The sequence below is a fragment of the Asticcacaulis sp. genome, assembly GCF_051954415.1.
In the GTDB taxonomy this organism is placed as follows: Bacteria; Pseudomonadota; Alphaproteobacteria; order Caulobacterales; family Caulobacteraceae; genus Asticcacaulis.
The window spans coordinates 1-17021 of sequence record NZ_JBQCHT010000015.1 but is presented as its reverse complement, the minus strand read 5'-3'; the positions used below and the strand labels follow the sequence as shown (position 1 = coordinate 17021).

Here is a 17021-nt window from a genome sequence, read left to right as displayed (position 1 = left end):
ATTTCCCCCAGTCCAGATTGTCTGCGACAATGAGTGTATTTAAGGGAGAGTTGCAATGCCTGTAAAGTGTAACCTGAGGTGGCGCGCGATTGTGAAACCATAAAAAAAGCGGTCCCTTTCGGGACCGCTTTCATTTTATCCGTGTTCGGACGGTTTAGCCGGCGAACTGGTAAGCCGTCTTCACGATCGTGTAGAATTCCTTCGCATAGGCGCCTTGTTCGCGCGGGCCATAGGACGAGCCCTTACGGCCACCGAACGGCACATGGTAATCCACACCGGCGGTCGGCAGGTTGACCATGACCATGCCGGCTTCTGAACGGCGCTTGAAGGTCTCGGCCGACTTCAGCGAGGTGGTGCAGATGCCCGCCGACAGGCCGAATTCGGTGTCGTTGGCCACCTTGATGGCTTCTTCCAGATCCTTGACGCGGATGACCGAGGCGACCGGGCCGAAGACTTCTTCACGGTTGATCGCCATGTCCGGGGTGGTCTTGTCGATCAGGGTGGGGGCGTAATAGTAGCCAGGCGTGCCGAAGGTCAGGTCTTCGCCGCCGGAGAGGACAACGCCGCCTTCGGCCTTGGCCTTGGCGACCGCGTCGCGGGCGATCTGCAGTTGTTCCTGCGACGCGATCGGGCCCATCTGGACGCCGTCAGCGCGCGAGTCACCGACCTTGATGGCCCTGGCGGCCTTGGCCAGTTCTTCGACGAACTTGTCGGCGATGCCTTCGGTGACGATGATGCGCGACGACGCCGTGCAGCGATGGCCGGTCGAGAAGAAGGACGAGTTCAGCACCGAATTGACGGCGACGTTCAGGTCGGCGTCATCGAGTACGACGACGGGGTTCTTGCCGCCCATTTCGGCCTGGATGCGCTTGCCCTTAGCGACGGCCTGGTCACGGACGCGGGTGCCGGTTGGGACCGAACCGGTGAAGGAGATGGCGTCGCAGCCGTCGATCAGCAGCGGGCCGGCGACGGAGCCACGGGCGAAGATCACGTTCAGCACGCCCTTGGGCAGGCCGGCGCGGTTGAGGATGTCGGCCAGTTCCCAGGCGCAGCCGGGCGTGAGTTCGGCCGGCTTGCAGACGACCGTGTTGCCGAACGCTATCGCAGGAGCCATCTTCCAGGCCGGGATGGCGATGGGGAAGTTCCACGGGCAGATCAGGCCGATGACGCCGACCGGCTCGCGGGTGATTTCCACCTTGACGCCCGGACGGACGGAATCGAGCACTTCACCGTGGGCGCGCAGGGCTTCGCCGGCAAAGAACTTGAAGATGTGGCCGGCGCGGGTGACTTCGCCGATACCTTCCGGCAGGGTCTTGCCTTCTTCGCGCGACAGAAGCGCGCCAAGCTCGGCCTTGCGGGCCAGGATTTCGGTGCCGGCATTGTCAAGCACGTCGAAGCGCTGTTGCGGTGTCGAGAACTGCCAGGTCTTGAAGGCTTCGCGGGCGGCGTCAATGGCGGCCTTGACCTCGGCTTCGCCGGCGGTTGAATAGGTGCCGATGATGTCGTTAGTGTCGGAGGGGTTGATATTGTTGAAGGTCTTGTCGATGACGACCCATTCGCCGTTGATCAGATTGCCTTTAGTGGTCATGGCCGAAGCTCTCCTGAGGGATGTGTGTGGCATTATTAAAAGCACTGGGACGGCTCTATAGGCCGTTATGTTAGCGCTCACAAGGGGGTGTTGTGCGCCTCTATATAGTCAGACAATAGGGCTTTGTCACCGGCGCGGGCCGAAGATTCTGAAAATATCATGTGCTCGACCTGAGCGCCCGCAACCACCGGCAGGGCGGCAAGCCGGTCGGTCATGCGCCGCGCTTCTCCCGGCGTCAAGCCCGTCAGGCGGAAGCGATACTGAAATGTATCGGCGAAGCGCGATTGTTTATATCTGGTGAAGGGCCTCTTGATTTGCGCCTCAATATTCAGGGGTTCAAGCGCGGTCAGGGTGATGATGTGATGCAGATGCCCCGCCAACTCAGCGGTCATCCGATCATCGGGTTCGGTAAAAAGGGTGCGCGCGTTCAAGGTCTGGTCCTCTTAGGAACAGGAGTCTCGAAAGGGAGGTGAAGACAGTCCCGTTTCGTTGCCGGACATCGGCCGCATCGCCTTATGGAAGGCTGCCACCTTGCCGGGGAAGGCAGGTTGGCGCGGACCGTATTTCTTTTTGGCCTGCTCTTGATGCGCTGCCTCTATATCGCCGCTCCGTGACGGCTTCAAGTAAAATCGTATACGTTTTTATTGGCGGCCATTTATTGAAACCTTGGGAAACGCCTTTTGAGGTGCATTGCTTTTATATGCTGGTAAAGCGCATGTGACGCCGAAATCCGGCGCGGCAGTTATTGAGGCGTGTTCCCATGGCTATTCCGTTTATCGACCTCGGCATCCAGCGCGAACGTATCGGCGCGAAGATCGAGGACGCCGTTCTCAAGGTGATCAAGCACGGCGCCTATATCATGGGACCAGAAGTCAAGGCGTTCGAGGCTGATATGTCGGCCTTCGCCAAATCGAAGCACACCCTTTCCTGCGCCAATGGCACCGACGCCATCGAACTGATCCTGCTGGGTTTAGGCGTGGGCAAAGGCGATGCCGTCTTCGTGCCGGCCTTTACTTTTGTGGCCACCGCCGAAGTGGTGCCGATGACCGGCGCCGAGCCGGTGTTTGTTGATATCCAGGCCGACACCTACAATATCGATCCGGTGAAGCTGGAAGCTGCCATTGAGGCCGTGATTAAGGAAGGCCGCCTGAAGCCCGCCGCCATCATCGCCGTCGACCTGTTCGGCCAGCCGGCCGACTATCCGGCCCTGTCGGTTATCGCTAAAAAGTATGGCATCCACCTGATCAGCGACTCGGCCCAAGGGTTCGGCGGCACGATCAATGGCAAGCAATCGCTGGAATGGGCGGTGGCCACCGCCACCAGCTTCTATCCGGCCAAGCCGCTCGGCTGCTATGGTGATGGTGGCGCGGTGGTGACCAATGACGATGCCCTGCTGGAGCGCCTGATCTCGTTCCGCGTCCACGGCGGCGCCACGCCGACCGACGCGGCGACGATGAACTACACGCATGAAGCCAAGTATCTGAACGTCCGTATCGGCATGAACTCGCGCCTTGATACCATCCAGGCGGCGGTGCTGGTCGAGAAACTGGCCATCTTCGGCGAGGAAATCGCGCTGCGCCAGAAAGTTGCCGCCCGCTATAATGACCTGCTCGGCGGCAAGGTGATTTCGGTGCCCCACGTCAAGGAGGGCTATGTCTCGACCTGGGCGCAATATACCATCGAGCACGAGAACCGCGACGGCCTGCAAGCGCACCTGCGGGAAAAGGGTGTGCCCTCGGCGGTCTATTATCCGATCCCGCTGCATCAGCAGCCGGGCTACAGCATGTTCACCTCGGGCACCGGGGATCTGGCGGTCTCGGAGGCCAAGTCGAAGACCGTCATCAGCCTGCCGTTCAGCCCGTATCTGGATGAAGCGACGCAGGATGAAATTGTCGCCGCAGTGCTATCGTTCAAGGGGTAAATGACAGATTGCTGTCTCTGGCGGGCAATATGACGGCCGGAAGCGGTATTTTGTCGTGTGGTCGTAAAATTTCTCAAATTTTGCAGGCGCGCGGGAAAAATTTGTCTTTTAATCCCGACAATCTTCCGCTATGGACAAAAAATACCCTCTATCTCGCGTGTGCAAACACACGGACATTGTCCGTGCCCGGACTGCGGTGTGTTGGGTAAAGCTTTGAATTTCTAAGGATGTGACATGGCAATCTGGCAGGTCAGTGCAGCGGCGGCAACGGCAGAGGCGGCGAAGCCCGTTCTGCTGGCGCATCAGGCTGCGCTCAACCTGAATGGCGGCGATGCCGGCTGGATGATTGTCGCCACCTGCCTGGTCCTGTTCATGACCCTGCCGGGCCTGGCGCTGTTCTACGGCGGCATGGTGCGCAAGAAGAACCTGCTGTCGGTGCTGGCCCAGTCGGTCGCCGTGTCGGTGATCGCCTCGGTGATCTGGATCTTCATCGGCTACAGCCTGGCCTTCGGTGTCGGCGGTGGCGCGGATGGCAGCTTCCTCAACAAGATCATCGGTGGTTTCGATATTGCCCTGCTGAACGGCGTCCGGCTCGATACGGCCTACAAGGCCGCCCCGAACCTGCCGGAATATCTGTGGGTCGCCTACCAGATGACCTTCGCCATCATCACTCCGGCCCTGATCATGGGTTCGATCGTCGAGCGCATGAAGTTTTCGGCCTTCTGCGTCTTCATGGCCCTGTGGAGCGTGCTGGTCTATGCCCCGGTGGCGCACTGGGTCTGGGGTGGCGGCTTCCTTGGCCAGATGGGCGTGCTCGATTTCGCCGGCGGCGCGGTGGTTCACGTCAATTCCGGTGTCGCCGGCCTGGTCGCCTGTCTGGTGATCGGCAAGCGCAAGGGCTTCGGCCGCGACAACATGGCGCCGCATAACCTGGGCTATACCATGATCGGCGCCTCGATGCTGCTGGTCGGCTGGATCGGCTTCAATGCCGGTTCGGAATGGGCGGCCGACAGCCGCGCTTCGGTGGCCATGCTCAATACCATCGTCGCCGCCATGACCGGTGCCATCGGCTGGATCATTCCGGAATGGTTCGAGCGCAAGCAGCCGACCCTGCTCGGCATGGTTTCGGGTCTTATCGCCGGCCTGGTGGCTATTACCCCGGCGGCAGGTTTCGTCACGCCGGGCGGCGCCCTGCTGATGGGCCTGATCACTGGTCCGATCTGCTATCTCGGCTCGACCTACGTCAAGAACATGTTCCGCTACGACGACAGCCTGGATGCCTTCGGCGTCCATGCCGTGGGTGGTTTTACCGGCGCGCTCCTGACAGCGGTCTTCGCCAATACAGACATAAATCCGGCCGGCGCCGGCGCCAGCGTGCTCAAACAGTTGCTCGGCCTCGTGGTGGTCATCGGCTGGAGCGCGGTGCTTACATTCCTCATCCTCATGGTCTGCAAATACACAACAGGCCTTCGCGTAACAGAGGAAGAGGAGATCGAGGGCCTCGATCAATCACAGCACGGGGAGACCCTGCACGGATAATCAGAAGGCTGAAAAGCCGGATTGAAATTCCCCCTCGTGATTGATTTCAGGCCCACCCCACGCGGGGCGGCCACGGGATCAGCCGAGGGGGTTTGCATGTCAGGGTATAGATGTGCAGAAGAACAACCTCCGAAACGCTCGCGTTTCGGCAAGGCCAAGTGGCCGCCCGAGCTGATGCGAGGGAAGCCATGCGGCGATTGAGCTACAAGTATCTAATGATACCATCGCGGCAAATATGTCATCTGTGGTAAAAAACCTGACAGACCTTTGCCTGATATAAGATTTGAACTTTTCTTTGCCGGGGTTTTGCGTTTTAGCACCCTCTGTTGAGAGTATCGGGCCTTAGCGGGTCGCTTCGAGTAAGAAGGTAGTGAGATGGATACGAACCGTTTCGTGATTGAAGTCAAAAAGACGCCGGCGAAGTCCGATGCGAAGACACGCACCGGCAACTTCAATGAAATCTATGCCGACTTCACACCGACACAGGCGTCGCACCAGGCGTCGCGCTGCGCGCAGTGCGGCGTGCCCTTCTGTCAGCATGGCTGCCCGCTGTCGAACAACATCCCCGACTGGCTGCGCCTGACCGCCGAAGGCCGTCCGCAGGAAGCCTGGGAACTGTCATCGGCCACCTCCACCCTGCCGGAAATCTGCGGCCGCATCTGCCCGCAGGATCGTCTGTGTGAAGGCTCCTGCGTGCTGGAGCAATCCGGCTGGCAAAACGTCACCATCGGTTCGGTGGAACGCTATCTCGGCGACATGGCATTTGAAAACGGCTGGATCGAGCCGATCAAGCCGGAAGTCGAACGTGCCCAATCGATCGGCATCATCGGCGCCGGTCCGGCTGGCATTGCCGCCGCCGATCGTCTGCGTACCCTGGGTTACAAGGTCACCATCTATGATCGTTATGATCGCGCCGGCGGCCTCTTGGTCTACGGCATCCCGTCCTTCAAGCTGGAAAAGCACGTCGTGGCCCGCCGCACTGATCGCCTCGCCGCTTCGGGCGTCGAATATGTGCTGAACTGCGATATCGGCAATGATGTCAGCTTCGAGGAACTGCGTGAAAAGCACGATGCCATCCTGATCGCCACCGGCGTCTACAAGGGCCGCGCCTTAAGCGTGCCTGGCTGCGGCTCAAAGGGCGTGGTCGCCGCGCTCGACTACCTCACCATGTCGAACCGCCAGGGCTTCGGTTACGAAGTCGAGCCGGCCGCCGAGGCGCATCTCGATGCCAAGGGCAAGACCGTTGTGGTCATCGGTGGCGGCGATACCGCCATGGACTGCGTGCGCACCGCCATCCGCCAGGGCGCCAGGTCGGTCTCCTGCGTCTATCGTCGTGACCGCGCCAATATGCCGGGTTCCGACCGTGAAGTGGCCAATGCCGAGGAAGAAGGCGTCCGCTTCGAGTGGCTGTCGGCCCCCAAGGCCGTGCTGGGAGACGCCGAAACGGTCACCGGCCTGAAGATCCAGCGGATGCGCCTGACCACGCCGGACGCGCAGGGCCGCCAGGGTATCGAGGATATCGCCGGCGCCGAATCCGACCTGCCGGCCGACCTGATCATCGAGGCCCTCGGCTTCGAGCCGGAAAACATGCCGGTGATGTTCAACGAGCCCAGGCTCGAAGTGACACGCTGGGGCACGATCAAGGTCCACGCCGGCGAGTTCCGCACCATGGTCGATGGCGTCTTCGCGGCGGGCGATATCGTCCGCGGTGCGTCGCTGGTCGTCTGGGCCGTGCGCGAAGGCCAGGATGCGGCCGCCGACATTCATCATTATCTGCAAACCGAACTCCTTGTCCCGGCGAATGCCAACGAAGAGCTCCAACTGGGAGCCGCGGAATAACATGACCAAATTCGATTCTTACAAGCACTACCAGGATCAGCGCGCCCGCCTTATCGAGGCCCACGCCTATGATCCGGCGTCAGAAATCTCCGCCTGTGGCGTTGGTGTCGTCTGTTCGATCGACGGCTCGCAAAAGCGCGAAGTCGTCGAACTGGCCGTCAAGGCGCTGAAGGCCCTGTTCCACCGCGGCGCGGTCGATGCCGACGGCAAGTCGGGCGATGGCGCGGGCATCATGATCAATGTGCCGCAGGCTTTCTTCCGCAAGCAGGTCGAAAATATCGGCCACAAGCCGCGTTCCGGCCCGATCCTCGTCGGACAGGTCTTCCTGCCGCGCACCGATCTGGGCGCCCAGGAAACTGCGCGAACCATTGTCGAATCCGAAATCCTGCGTTCCGGCTTTTATCTCTATGGCTGGCGCCAGCCGCCGGTGGACGTGACGCAACTGGGCGAACGCGCCTCGGCCACGCGCCCTGAAATCGAACAGATCATGATGGCCGCGCCGGAAGGTCTGGAAGGGGAGGCACTGGAACGCGCTATGTTCCTCTGCCGCCGCCGCATCGAAAAGCGCGTCGACGAAGCCAATCTCGGTGATTTCTATCTGTGTTCCTTCTCGGCCAAGACCCTGATCTACAAGGGTATGTTCCGCGCTGAGTCGGTCGATGACTTCTATCTCGACCTGAAGGATCCGGACTTCACCTCGTCGGTCGCCATCTTCCACCAGCGCTTCTCGACCAACACCTTCCCCGAATGGCGCCTGGCCCAGCCCTTCCGGATGCTGGCGCACAACGGCGAAATCAACACCCTGCGCGGCAACATCAACTGGATGAAGTCGCACGAGATCCGCATGGCCGCCACCACCTTCGGCGACCAGGCGTCCGACGTGAAACCGGTGATCCAGCCGCGCGGCTCAGATTCTGCCGCGCTCGATAACGTCTTCGAGCTGCTGGTCCGCGCCGGCCGCTCCGCGCCGATGGCCAAGGCCCTGCTGATCCCGGAAGCCACCGCCAAGGACGCCACGGTCTCCGAAGCCAACAAGGCGCTTTACGCCTATTGCAACGCCGTGATGGAGCCGTGGGACGGTCCCGCCGCCATCTGCGCTACCGATGGCCGCTGGGTCATCGCCGGCAAGGACCGCAATGGCCTGCGCCCCTTACGCGTCACCGAAACCAAGGACGGCCTGCTGATCGTCGGCTCCGAAGCCGGCATGACCGGCGTTGCCGAGGAACGCGTGGCGCGCCGCATCCACATCGCGCCGGGCCGCATGATCGCGGTCGATCTCGAAGGCGGCAAGCTCTACGGCGAGGATGAGATCATCGACGCCCTGGCCCAGAAGCATGACTACAAGGGCTGGCTGGAAAACATGGTCGAGCTGGAACCGCTGATCATGCCGGGGCCGGAGCCACGCGCCTATCACGGTGAGGAACTGCACCGCCGCCAGATCGCCGCCGGCTTCACGCTGGAAGACCTCGATACCGTGCTCGACGCCATGGTGAAGGACGGCAAGGAAGCCATCGGTTCCATGGGTGACGATACGCCGCTGGCCGTGCTTTCCGAGCAGTGGCGTCCGCTGGCCCACTATTTCCGCCAGAACTTCGCCCAGGTCACCAATCCACCGATCGACCCGTTGCGTGAGTCGCAGGGCATGTCGCTCAAGACGCGCTTCAAGAACCTCGGTAATATCCTGGCCGAGGACGAGGCCCAGACCGATGTCTTCGTTCTGGAAAGCCCGTTCCTCAGCACCCTGATGTACGAACGCATGGTGACGTTCGAGAATGTCGGCCATGTTGCCAAGCTGGACTGCACCTTTGCGGTGCCGGCAGAAGAGGCATTGCCTGGTGCCGGTCTCAAGGCCGCCCTGGAGCGCCTGCGTGACGAAGCCGTCAAGGCCGTCAGCGAGGACAAGGCCAGCATGATCGTCCTCAGCGACGAGGCGCTGTCCGCCGAACTAATGGGCGTGCCTATGATCCTGGCCGCCGCCGCCGTTCACTCGCGGCTGGTGCAAAAGGGCCTGCGTTCCTTCGTGTCGATCATCGTCCGCACCTCCGAAGCCATGGACCCGCACACCTTCGCGGTGCTGGTCGGCGTCGGTGCCACAGCGATCAACCCCTATCTGACGCTGGAAATCCTTCAGGAACGCCTGGCCCAGGGCCGTTACGAAGGCTTCAACGAGCACAAGGCGTTCTCAAACTACAAGAAGGCCATCGAGGCCGGCCTGATGAAGATTCTGGCCAAGAAGGGCATTTCGGTCATCTCCTCCTATCGCGGTGGTTATGAATTCGAGGCGCTCGGCCTGTCGCGCGCCCTGGTGGCGGAATACTTCCCCGGCGTGACCTCGCGCATTTCCGGCATCGGCCTCAGCGGCATCGAACAGAAGCTGGCGAAGCTGCACCTCAATGCCTGGGCGAAAAAGCCGGTCACCCCGATCGGCGGCTTCTACAAGATGCGCGCCGCCGGCGAGACCCACTACTACCAGCCGAAGCTGATCCACCTGTTGCAGGACGCCACGACGCGTGACGATTACGAGGTCTTCAAGAAGTACTCGGCCCTGATCGCCGGCATGTCCAAGACCGCCCCCACCAGCCCGCGCGATCTGCTCGCCTGGGAATCGAAGGCCGCTCCGATCGCCATCGAGGAAGTGGAATCGGTCAACGAAATCCGCAAGCGTTTCGTCACGCCGGGCATGTCGCTGGGCGCGCTCAGCCCCGAAGCTCACGAGACCCTGAACATCGCCATGAATCGCATCGGTGCCCGTTCGGTGTCGGGTGAGGGCGGTGAAGACCCGGAACGCTATCACCGCCGTCCGAACGGCGACAATCCGAACTCGCAGATCAAGCAGATCGCTTCCGGCCGTTTCGGCGTCACCGCGGAATATCTCAATCAGTGCCGCGAAATCGAAATCAAGGTGGCCCAGGGCGCCAAGCCCGGCGAAGGCGGGCAACTCCCCGGCTTCAAGGTCACCGAGTTCATCGCCCGTATGCGTCACTCGACGCCGGGCGTGGGCCTGATCTCGCCGCCGCCGCACCATGACATCTATTCGATCGAAGACCTGGCCCAGTTGATCTACGACCTGAAGCAGATCAATCCGCGTGCCCGCGTCACCGTCAAGCTGGTGTCTCAGTCGGGCATCGGCGCGGTCGCGGCCGGCGTGGCGAAGGCCAAGGCTGACGCCATTCTGGTGGCCGGCAATGTCGGCGGCACCGGCGCTTCGCCCCTGACCTCGGTCAAGTTTGCCGGCCTGCCGTTCGAACTCGGCCTGTCGGAAGCCCATCAGGTGCTGACGCTCAACAATCTGCGTGGCCAGATCCGTCTGCGCGCTGATGGTGGTATGCGCACCGGCCGTGACATCGTCATCGCCGCCATGCTCGGCGCCGATGAATTCGGTATCGGCACGGCCTCGCTGGTCGCCATGGGCTGCCTGATGGTGCGCCAGTGCCAGTCGAACACCTGCCCGGTCGGGGTCTGCGTGCAGGACGAACGCCTGCGCGCCAAGTTTACCGGCACGCCGGACAAGGTGATCAACCTCTTCACCTTCATCGCCCGCGAAGTGCGTGAAATCCTGGCCTCGCTCGGCCTGCGCTCGCTGGGTGAAGCCACGGGCCGCACCGACCTGCTCCAGCAGGTGTCGCGCGGCGGGGCACATCTCGACGACCTCGACCTGAACCCGCTGCTGGTCCGCGTTGATCTCGATCCGGGCGCCACCATCACGCGATATGACGAGATCAACGAAGTGGCCGATACGCTCGACGCCCAGATCGTGCGTGATGCCGCCTACATGCTGGAACGTAAGGAAAAGATGCAACTGACCTACGATGTGCGCAATACCATGCGCGCCGTCGGCACCCGCACCTCGTCCCATATCGTCAGCAAGTATGGCAACACGCTCGATGAAGGCCACCTCAAGCTCGAACTGCTGGGCTCGGTCGGCCAGTCGCTCGGCGCCTTCGCCGTCAAGGGTCTGACCATCAACCTGATCGGCGAGGCCAACGATTATGTCGGCAAGGGCCTTTCCGGCGCCACCATCGTCGTTCGTCCCAAGGTCTGGCAGGAGAACCAGGCCCTGGCCGGCAACACCATCCTCTATGGCGCGACCTCCGGCCAGCTTTATATCGCAGGCACGGTCGGCGAGCGCTTTGCGGTCCGTAACTCGGGTGCGACCACCGTGGTCGAAGGCGTCGGCGCGCATGGCTGCGAATACATGACCGGCGGTGAAGTCGTCATTCTCGGTAAGGCCGGCGCCAATTTCGGCGCGGGCATGACCGGTGGGGTCGCCTATGTCTACGATCCGGACCAGACCTTCGCCCAGTATATCAACCCCGAAGGCATCACACTGCGCACCGTTCCGGATGAAAATGTGGCCCGCCTGAAGGAACTGATCACCACCCACCTCGAAAAGACCCTGTCGCCGCGCGCCCAGGCCATTCTCGATGACTGGGACAACAGCCTGAAAGCCTTCGTTGAGGTCATGCCCAATGAGATACTGGCCATACAGGCCGCCGCGGAAGCCAAGCGCGCTTAAGCGGTTCTGGTGGACTGCAAATCATCATCTGGCGAGATACGTTCTTACGTATCGTTTTCACGATACTAGGAATGCGGTGCTCACGTACTTAAGTACGCTGCGCTCCGCGTTTCGCCAGCTAATAATTTTCGTCTCACCATACCGGCTTAAGTGATTGGTTGGAAGGCGGCCCCAAGCATGAAGTGCGGGGCCGCTTTTTTGTATGATGTTATACGCGCCCCTAACCATATATTAGGCATTACCCGCTCTAATGGTATACGTTTAGAGTGCAAGGGGCGAGTTATGGCGAGACAGGTGCTGATACTGGAAGACAGCCGGACCCAGGCGATCATTATCAGTAAAATGTTCCAGCGCGCCGGCTACGAGGCCGTCTGCGTGACCGATATGTCGGAAGCGCTGGCCCAGCTCAGCGCGCAAACTTTTGACCTGCTGGTGCTGGATGTCTTCATCGAGAGCCACAACACGCTCGACGATCTCGATATCTACCGCGAACATGCCCCGGATGTGCCGATCGCCATCATGACGGCCGGCCAGGTCAATAATCCCGATGCCGGCGCCACGGCGCTCAATAAGGCGCGTCGCGCCCGTGTGAAATTCCTTCTGCCCAAGCCATTTTACTTCGATGACGTGAAACAGGTCTGCGGCGATGTCGATGCCTACTGGGCGCAGACTGAACGCGCCGGTGCCGCGGCGGTTGCCGAATAAGACAGCCCGCCATGTCCCCGCGTACCCCCCTTCGCCGTCCGGACCCCGACGGTGACCTGTCCCGCCTCATGGACCTGATGCAGCATTCCGAAACCCTGGTCGGCCTGCTGCACAGCTTCTACCTGAAACTCGATACCCGCCGGTCGCAGGATTTTCAGGCGATCGCCGATTCCATCGCCCAGGCGCGCGCCGAAATCAGCGACCTGAACCCCCATGGCGCCTTCTCCGATGCCGGCGCCGAACTGGCGGCGATCACCCAGGATACCGAAAGCGCCACCAACACCATCATGACGGCGGCGGAAACCGTGATGGCGCTCGATGCCGCCGATCCGCAACTGGCGGGACGCATCACCGACGAGGTGATGAAGATGTTCGAAGCCTGCGCCTTCCAGGATATTACCGGCCAGCGCATCTCCAAAATCGTGCGGCTGCTGAATCAGATCGAAGCGCGGGTGGCCGACTTGGCCGCCGTGGTCGGCATCGGCGAGGAAGTGGCCGCAGCCGAATTGACCGCGGCTGAAATCCGGGCACAGAACCTGTTGCTCAACGGGCCGGCGCTGGACGGTCCGGAAACGAACCAGGTAGATATCGACGCCCTTTTTGCTTAATGCGCTCAGAGGCCGCGCAGGCTCGCCGCATTGGCGGCGGCGTGCGGTCGCACGCTGTGTGTTGCGATGAGGCAAGCCTATCACAACCCGAATTACGCCTTACGACATGAAAACCAAATTGTGATTTCACCGCCAGGTTGCGGTAGCATAGTCTGCGCGGAGCCACCGCAAGCCGGGGTGCGATTCGGACTTTTGTTTTGACGCACTTTTAAGTCCAAAAGTGCTGGTGAGAGGGCCAATGAGCGCAATGAACAGCCTTCGCGGTGACGCCCAGGATGGCCTTCGCGTGGCCAAACCGAAAATCCTGATCGTTGACGATCGCTGGGAAAACCTGCTCGCCACCGAGGCCCTGCTGAAGCCTCTGGGTGCTGCCATCGCCACGGTTGATTCCGGCGAAAAGGCGCTCGACCTGGTGCTGAAGGAGGACTTCGCCATCGTCCTGCTTGACGTCCAGATGCCGGTCATGGATGGGTTCGAGACCGCCCGCCTGATGAAAACGCGGCCATCGATGCAGACGGTGCCGATTATCTTTGTGACGGCCATCAGCAAGGAAGACCATTTCGCCACCGAGGCCGCCGAGATCGGCGCCGTCGATTACATCTTCAAACCGATCAATTCCGATATCCTGAAAAGCAAGGTCAAGGTCTATCTCGACCTTTACACCCAGCGACAGCAGATACTGCAACTCAACGCCAATCTGCGCCAGTCGAACGAGGAACTGGAGCGGTTCGCCTATGTCTGTTCGCACGACATGCAGGAGCCGGTGCGCATGATGAATGCCTATGCCGGCCTGCTGGCCGAGGGCGTGGCCGGGCAACTCGACGACACCGCCCTGGGCTATGCCGAATACATCCGCGACAATGCCGTCCGTGTACAGACGATGATCCGCGACATCCTGGGTTTTTCGCGCATCGGCCGCGAAGAAGTGAAGCTGGAGATGGTGGATTGCCAAAAGGTCTTTGACGGGCTGATGCCCGATTTCGCCGATATCGTTGCTGAAAAGCAGGCGCGGGTGACCGCCGCCAGCCTGCCGGTGATCAGGACCAGCCCCACCCTGGTGCGGGTATTGCTGCAAAACCTGATCGGTAATGCGCTGAAATTCCAGGATGGCAGCCGAACGCCGGAAATCACCGTTTCGGCGCGCAGGGAAGGCAAGGCCGAGAGAGGATTCTGGCGTTTCGATGTGGCGGATAATGGCATCGGCATCGATCCGGTATTCCACGAACGCATCTTCCAGGTCTTCCAGCGCCTGCATAGCTTCGACGACTATATCGGCACGGGCATCGGGCTTTCGACCTGCCGCAAGTTCGTTCGGCTGTGCGGCGGTGACATCAGCCTGCGCTCCAAGCCGGGCGAGGGCAGCGTGTTCAGCTTTACCCTGCCGGATAAGGGTGAATAGACCACATTGAATATTTATTGCGGAAACCGGACCTTTCGCCCGACTGCATAATCCGGAGAGTCGTGATGAAGCCCAATCGCCTGATATTTCCGCTCGCCGTGGCCGGCGGCGCTTTCCTGGCCCTGACCGCCTGCGCCAGCCTTGTGTCCGGAGGCCCCGTTGGCAACCCGGCGGTGCCGCAGCCGGCCAAGCCGGTCGACACCACGCGCTACATCGGCCTGTGGTACGAGATCGGCCGCTATGAGAACCGCTTCGAGACGGACTGCGAAGGCGTGACCGCCGAATACCGCAAGCGCGACGACGGCGGGATCGATGTCATCAACACCTGCCGCAAGGGCAGCGTGACGGGTCCAGTCAAGACGGCGCACGGCAAGGCCAAAATTGTGCCCGGCAGCGATAATGCCAAGCTCAAGGTTTCCTTCTTTGGCCCGTTTTATGTCGGCGATTACTGGGTGCTCGACCATGCGGATGATTATTCATGGTCGATCGTCGGCGAGCCTTCCGGTCGTTATCTGTGGCTACTCAGCCGCACCGCCCAGCCTGACGAATTGACGCGCAATACTATCGAGGCCCGTACTCGTGCGCTTGGCTATGACTGGTCCATGGTGCGGATGACACAGCATCAATAAGGGTTGCGGGTATGGAACTGCCGCGTTAACACTTTGACCCTGTTCATGCCTAAGGGGTCTTTCATGTCATTCATTCGCCTGAGTACGCACCTGAGTTTTGCGGCCGCGCTGCTGGCCGGCACTGCTATCCCCGCCCATGTGTTCGCGGCGCCGACCGCGCTGGATAATGAGGTCACAGCCTATCTCAAGCCACTGCCGCTGACCCTGACCACGCCGCAAGCCGTCAACGCGCGCTGCGACGCGACCCTGGCCCTGGCGGCGAAGGCGGAGACCGCGCTGGAGGCCCGCACCGGTCAGGCGACCATTGCCGATGACTTCGCGGCCTTTGACAGCCTGTCGCTGATCCTGTCCGATGGCGGCAGCGAGATGTATCTTATTTCGGAAACCAGCCCGCTCAAGCCGGTGCGCGACGCGGCGCAAGACTGTATCCCGAAGCTGTCCGATCTTGGCACCAGGGTCTCGCTGTCGCGTCCGATCTATGATCGTCTGGCTGCCATCCCGGCGAATGGGCTGGATGAGAAGACCGGCTTCACCCTGAACAAGATGCTGACCAATTACAAGCTGTCCGGCGTCGACAAGGATGAGGCAACGCGTGCCAGGGTGACGCAGCTCCAGAAGGAGATCACCGAAACCGGCCTGAAGTTCGCCGAGAACATACGTGATGACAAGGGCGATATTCCCCTGAAGCCGGAGGAACTCAAGGGCCTGCCGCAGGACTATATCGATGCCCACAAGCCGGGCACCGACGGCCTGGTGCATCTGACCTTCGCCTATCCCGACGTGTTCCCGATCCTCGACTATGCCGATATCCGCGAGACGCGCCGCAAGGTCAGTTCGGCCTTCAATAATCGCGGCTGGCCGGCCAATGAGGCGGTGCTGAAAACCCTGCTGGAAAAGCGCTATGAACTGGCGCAGGTGCTGGGCTATCCTGATTACGCAACGCTCGTTACTTCCGACAAGATGATCGGCAATCCCCAGCGGGCGGCGCAGTTCCTCGATGATGTTAATGGCGCCGCCAAACCGGGCGCCGATGCCGATTACGCCGAACTGCTGGCCTTCGCCAAAACCGTTGACCCCACCATCACTGACCTTCAGCGCTGGGACCGCAGCTATTTCGAGAACAAACTGCGCAAGGCCAGGTACGACGTCGATTCCGCCGAGGTGCGCCAGTATTTCACGCTCGACAAGGCGCGCATGGGCATCTTCAAGCTGGTCGGCGATCTGTTTAACGCCGACATCCGCCCATGGAACACGCCGGTCTGGGATCCGTCGGTTACCGCCTGGGAGCTGTATGATAACAACAAACTGGTTGGCCGTTTCTATCTCGATATGAGCCCGCGCGACGGCAAGTATAATCATGCCGCCCAGTTCCCGATCCGCACCGGCATCGAAGGGCGTCAGATTCCGGTCGGCGCCCTGATCTGCAACTTCCCGGCCTCGGGCCCGATGGACCACGAGGATGTCACCACCTTCCTGCATGAGTTCGGCCACCTGCTGCACGCCATGTATTCCGGCCATACCGAATACGGTGTGCAATCCATGGGCAATCTGCAATGGGATTTCATCGAGGCGCCGTCGCAACTGCTCGAAGAATGGACCTGGAATTACGACACTCTGAAAGGCTTCGCCTCGAACGACAAGGGTGAGCCGATCCCCGAAGATCTGGTGCATAAGATGAATGCCGGCCGTCATTTCGGTGAGCCGGGCATGTGGAAGACGCAACTGGCCTATTCGGCTATCTCGCTCAACTTCTATAATCGCAAGCCGGATTTCGACCTCAGCACGCAGTTCGATGATCAACTCAGCCGCTATGCGCTTTATCCGCCGGTGGCGGGCACGCACCCCTATGCCAGCTTCGGCCATCTCGATGGTTACTCGGCGATCTACTACACCTATGTCTGGTCGAAGGCGATCGCGCTCGATCTCTTCACGCGCTTCGAGGCCGACGGCATCCGCAACAAGGAGACCGCCCTGCGTTACCGCAAGCTGGTGCTGGAGCCGGGCGGTTCGGAAGACGCCAATGCGCTGATCCAGGACTTCCTTGGTCGTCCATTAAGCCTCGATGCCTTCAAGGCCGAATTGCAGAAGAAGTGAGGGCAATCATTAAATCGGGAGGGGACGATGAACGGACTTTTACTTAGGGCGTAAACCCATAAACGGGATTCCCATTTAGAACTGATCGTGATTCAAGGCTTCCGGTGAACAGGGAGCCTTTTTCATGACGCGTCGCCGCTACGAGTTGACCGATACAGAATGGGATGTCATCGCGCCTTTGTT

11 protein-coding genes and 1 riboswitch are annotated in these 17021 nt (G+C 60.9%); of the genes, 9 read left to right on the top strand and 2 right to left on the bottom strand.

All coding sequences use genetic code 11. The features are described 5' to 3' along the window. Positions 1 to 154: 154 nt before the first annotated feature. Positions 155 to 1588 (bottom strand): aldehyde dehydrogenase family protein, encoded by a 1434-nt coding sequence (locus ACTHND_RS05130; protein ID WP_440176418.1) that lies wholly within the window; start codon positions 1586 to 1588, stop codon positions 155 to 157. A 77-nt stretch (positions 1589 to 1665) separates the two neighbouring features. After that, a complete protein-coding gene (locus ACTHND_RS05125; RefSeq protein ID WP_440176416.1) occupies positions 1666 to 2019 on the bottom strand; it encodes a hypothetical protein in 354 nt (117 codons plus the stop codon). A 44-nt stretch (positions 2020 to 2063) separates the two neighbouring features. Beyond that, positions 2064 to 2181, bottom strand: a riboswitch (SAM-I-IV-variant riboswitch). Between the two features lie 167 nt (positions 2182 to 2348). On the opposite strand from ACTHND_RS05125, the gene ACTHND_RS05120 reads away from it, so the two are divergent. From ACTHND_RS05120 to ACTHND_RS05080, 9 genes are all read left to right on the top strand, one after another. After that, the gene (locus ACTHND_RS05120) at positions 2349 to 3509 is read left to right on the top strand and encodes a DegT/DnrJ/EryC1/StrS family aminotransferase (protein WP_440176414.1); all 1161 of its coding nucleotides are present in this window, start codon (positions 2349 to 2351) and stop codon (positions 3507 to 3509) included. A gap of 234 nt (positions 3510 to 3743) precedes the next feature. Next, positions 3744 to 5048, top strand: a complete 1305-nt coding sequence (locus ACTHND_RS05115) for an ammonium transporter (RefSeq protein ID WP_440176412.1) — start codon at positions 3744 to 3746, stop codon at positions 5046 to 5048. A 375-nt stretch (positions 5049 to 5423) separates the two neighbouring features. Then, positions 5424 to 6887 carry an NAD(P)-dependent oxidoreductase gene (locus ACTHND_RS05110; RefSeq protein ID WP_440176410.1) on the top strand — a complete coding sequence of 488 codons (1464 nt, stop codon included), beginning with the start codon at positions 5424 to 5426 and terminating at the stop codon, positions 6885 to 6887. A 1-nt stretch (position 6888) separates the two neighbouring features. After that, positions 6889 to 11403, top strand: coding sequence for a glutamate synthase large subunit (gene gltB, locus ACTHND_RS05105; protein WP_440176408.1), 4515 nt, complete (start codon positions 6889 to 6891; stop codon positions 11401 to 11403). A gap of 282 nt (positions 11404 to 11685) precedes the next feature. Further along, entirely contained in the window at positions 11686 to 12108 is a 423-nt protein-coding gene (locus tag ACTHND_RS05100; RefSeq protein ID WP_440176406.1) for a response regulator, read from the top strand. An 11-nt stretch (positions 12109 to 12119) separates the two neighbouring features. Further along, positions 12120 to 12716 carry a protein phosphatase CheZ gene (locus ACTHND_RS05095; protein WP_440176404.1) on the top strand — a complete coding sequence of 199 codons (597 nt, stop codon included), beginning with the start codon at positions 12120 to 12122 and terminating at the stop codon, positions 12714 to 12716. A gap of 238 nt (positions 12717 to 12954) precedes the next feature. Beyond that, complete coding sequence (locus tag ACTHND_RS05090; protein ID WP_440176402.1) at positions 12955 to 14115, top strand: sensor histidine kinase; 1161 nt, start codon at positions 12955 to 12957, stop codon at positions 14113 to 14115. A gap of 65 nt (positions 14116 to 14180) precedes the next feature. Beyond that, a complete protein-coding gene (locus tag ACTHND_RS05085) occupies positions 14181 to 14744 on the top strand; it encodes a lipocalin family protein (RefSeq protein ID WP_440176399.1) in 564 nt (187 codons plus the stop codon). 63 nt (positions 14745 to 14807) lie between these two features. Then, complete coding sequence (locus ACTHND_RS05080) at positions 14808 to 16838, top strand: M3 family metallopeptidase (protein ID WP_440176397.1); 2031 nt, start codon at positions 14808 to 14810, stop codon at positions 16836 to 16838. Positions 16839 to 17021: the final 183 nt, after the last annotated feature.

Coding starts and splice junctions, on each gene's coding strand:
- gltB (WP_440176408.1), top strand. CDS start 6,889: ATGACCAAATTCGATTCTTACAAGCACTACCAGGATCAGCGCGCCCGC.
- ACTHND_RS05115 (WP_440176412.1), top strand. CDS start 3,744: ATGGCAATCTGGCAGGTCAGTGCAGCGGCGGCAACGGCAGAGGCGGCG.
- ACTHND_RS05110 (WP_440176410.1), top strand. CDS start 5,424: ATGGATACGAACCGTTTCGTGATTGAAGTCAAAAAGACGCCGGCGAAG.
- ACTHND_RS05090 (WP_440176402.1), top strand. CDS start 12,955: ATGAGCGCAATGAACAGCCTTCGCGGTGACGCCCAGGATGGCCTTCGC.
- ACTHND_RS05085 (WP_440176399.1), top strand. CDS start 14,181: ATGAAGCCCAATCGCCTGATATTTCCGCTCGCCGTGGCCGGCGGCGCT.
- ACTHND_RS05080 (WP_440176397.1), top strand. CDS start 14,808: ATGTCATTCATTCGCCTGAGTACGCACCTGAGTTTTGCGGCCGCGCTG.
- ACTHND_RS05120 (WP_440176414.1), top strand. CDS start 2,349: ATGGCTATTCCGTTTATCGACCTCGGCATCCAGCGCGAACGTATCGGC.
- ACTHND_RS05130 (WP_440176418.1), bottom strand. CDS start 1,588: ATGACCACTAAAGGCAATCTGATCAACGGCGAATGGGTCGTCATCGAC.
- ACTHND_RS05095 (WP_440176404.1), top strand. CDS start 12,120: ATGTCCCCGCGTACCCCCCTTCGCCGTCCGGACCCCGACGGTGACCTG.
- ACTHND_RS05100 (WP_440176406.1), top strand. CDS start 11,686: ATGGCGAGACAGGTGCTGATACTGGAAGACAGCCGGACCCAGGCGATC.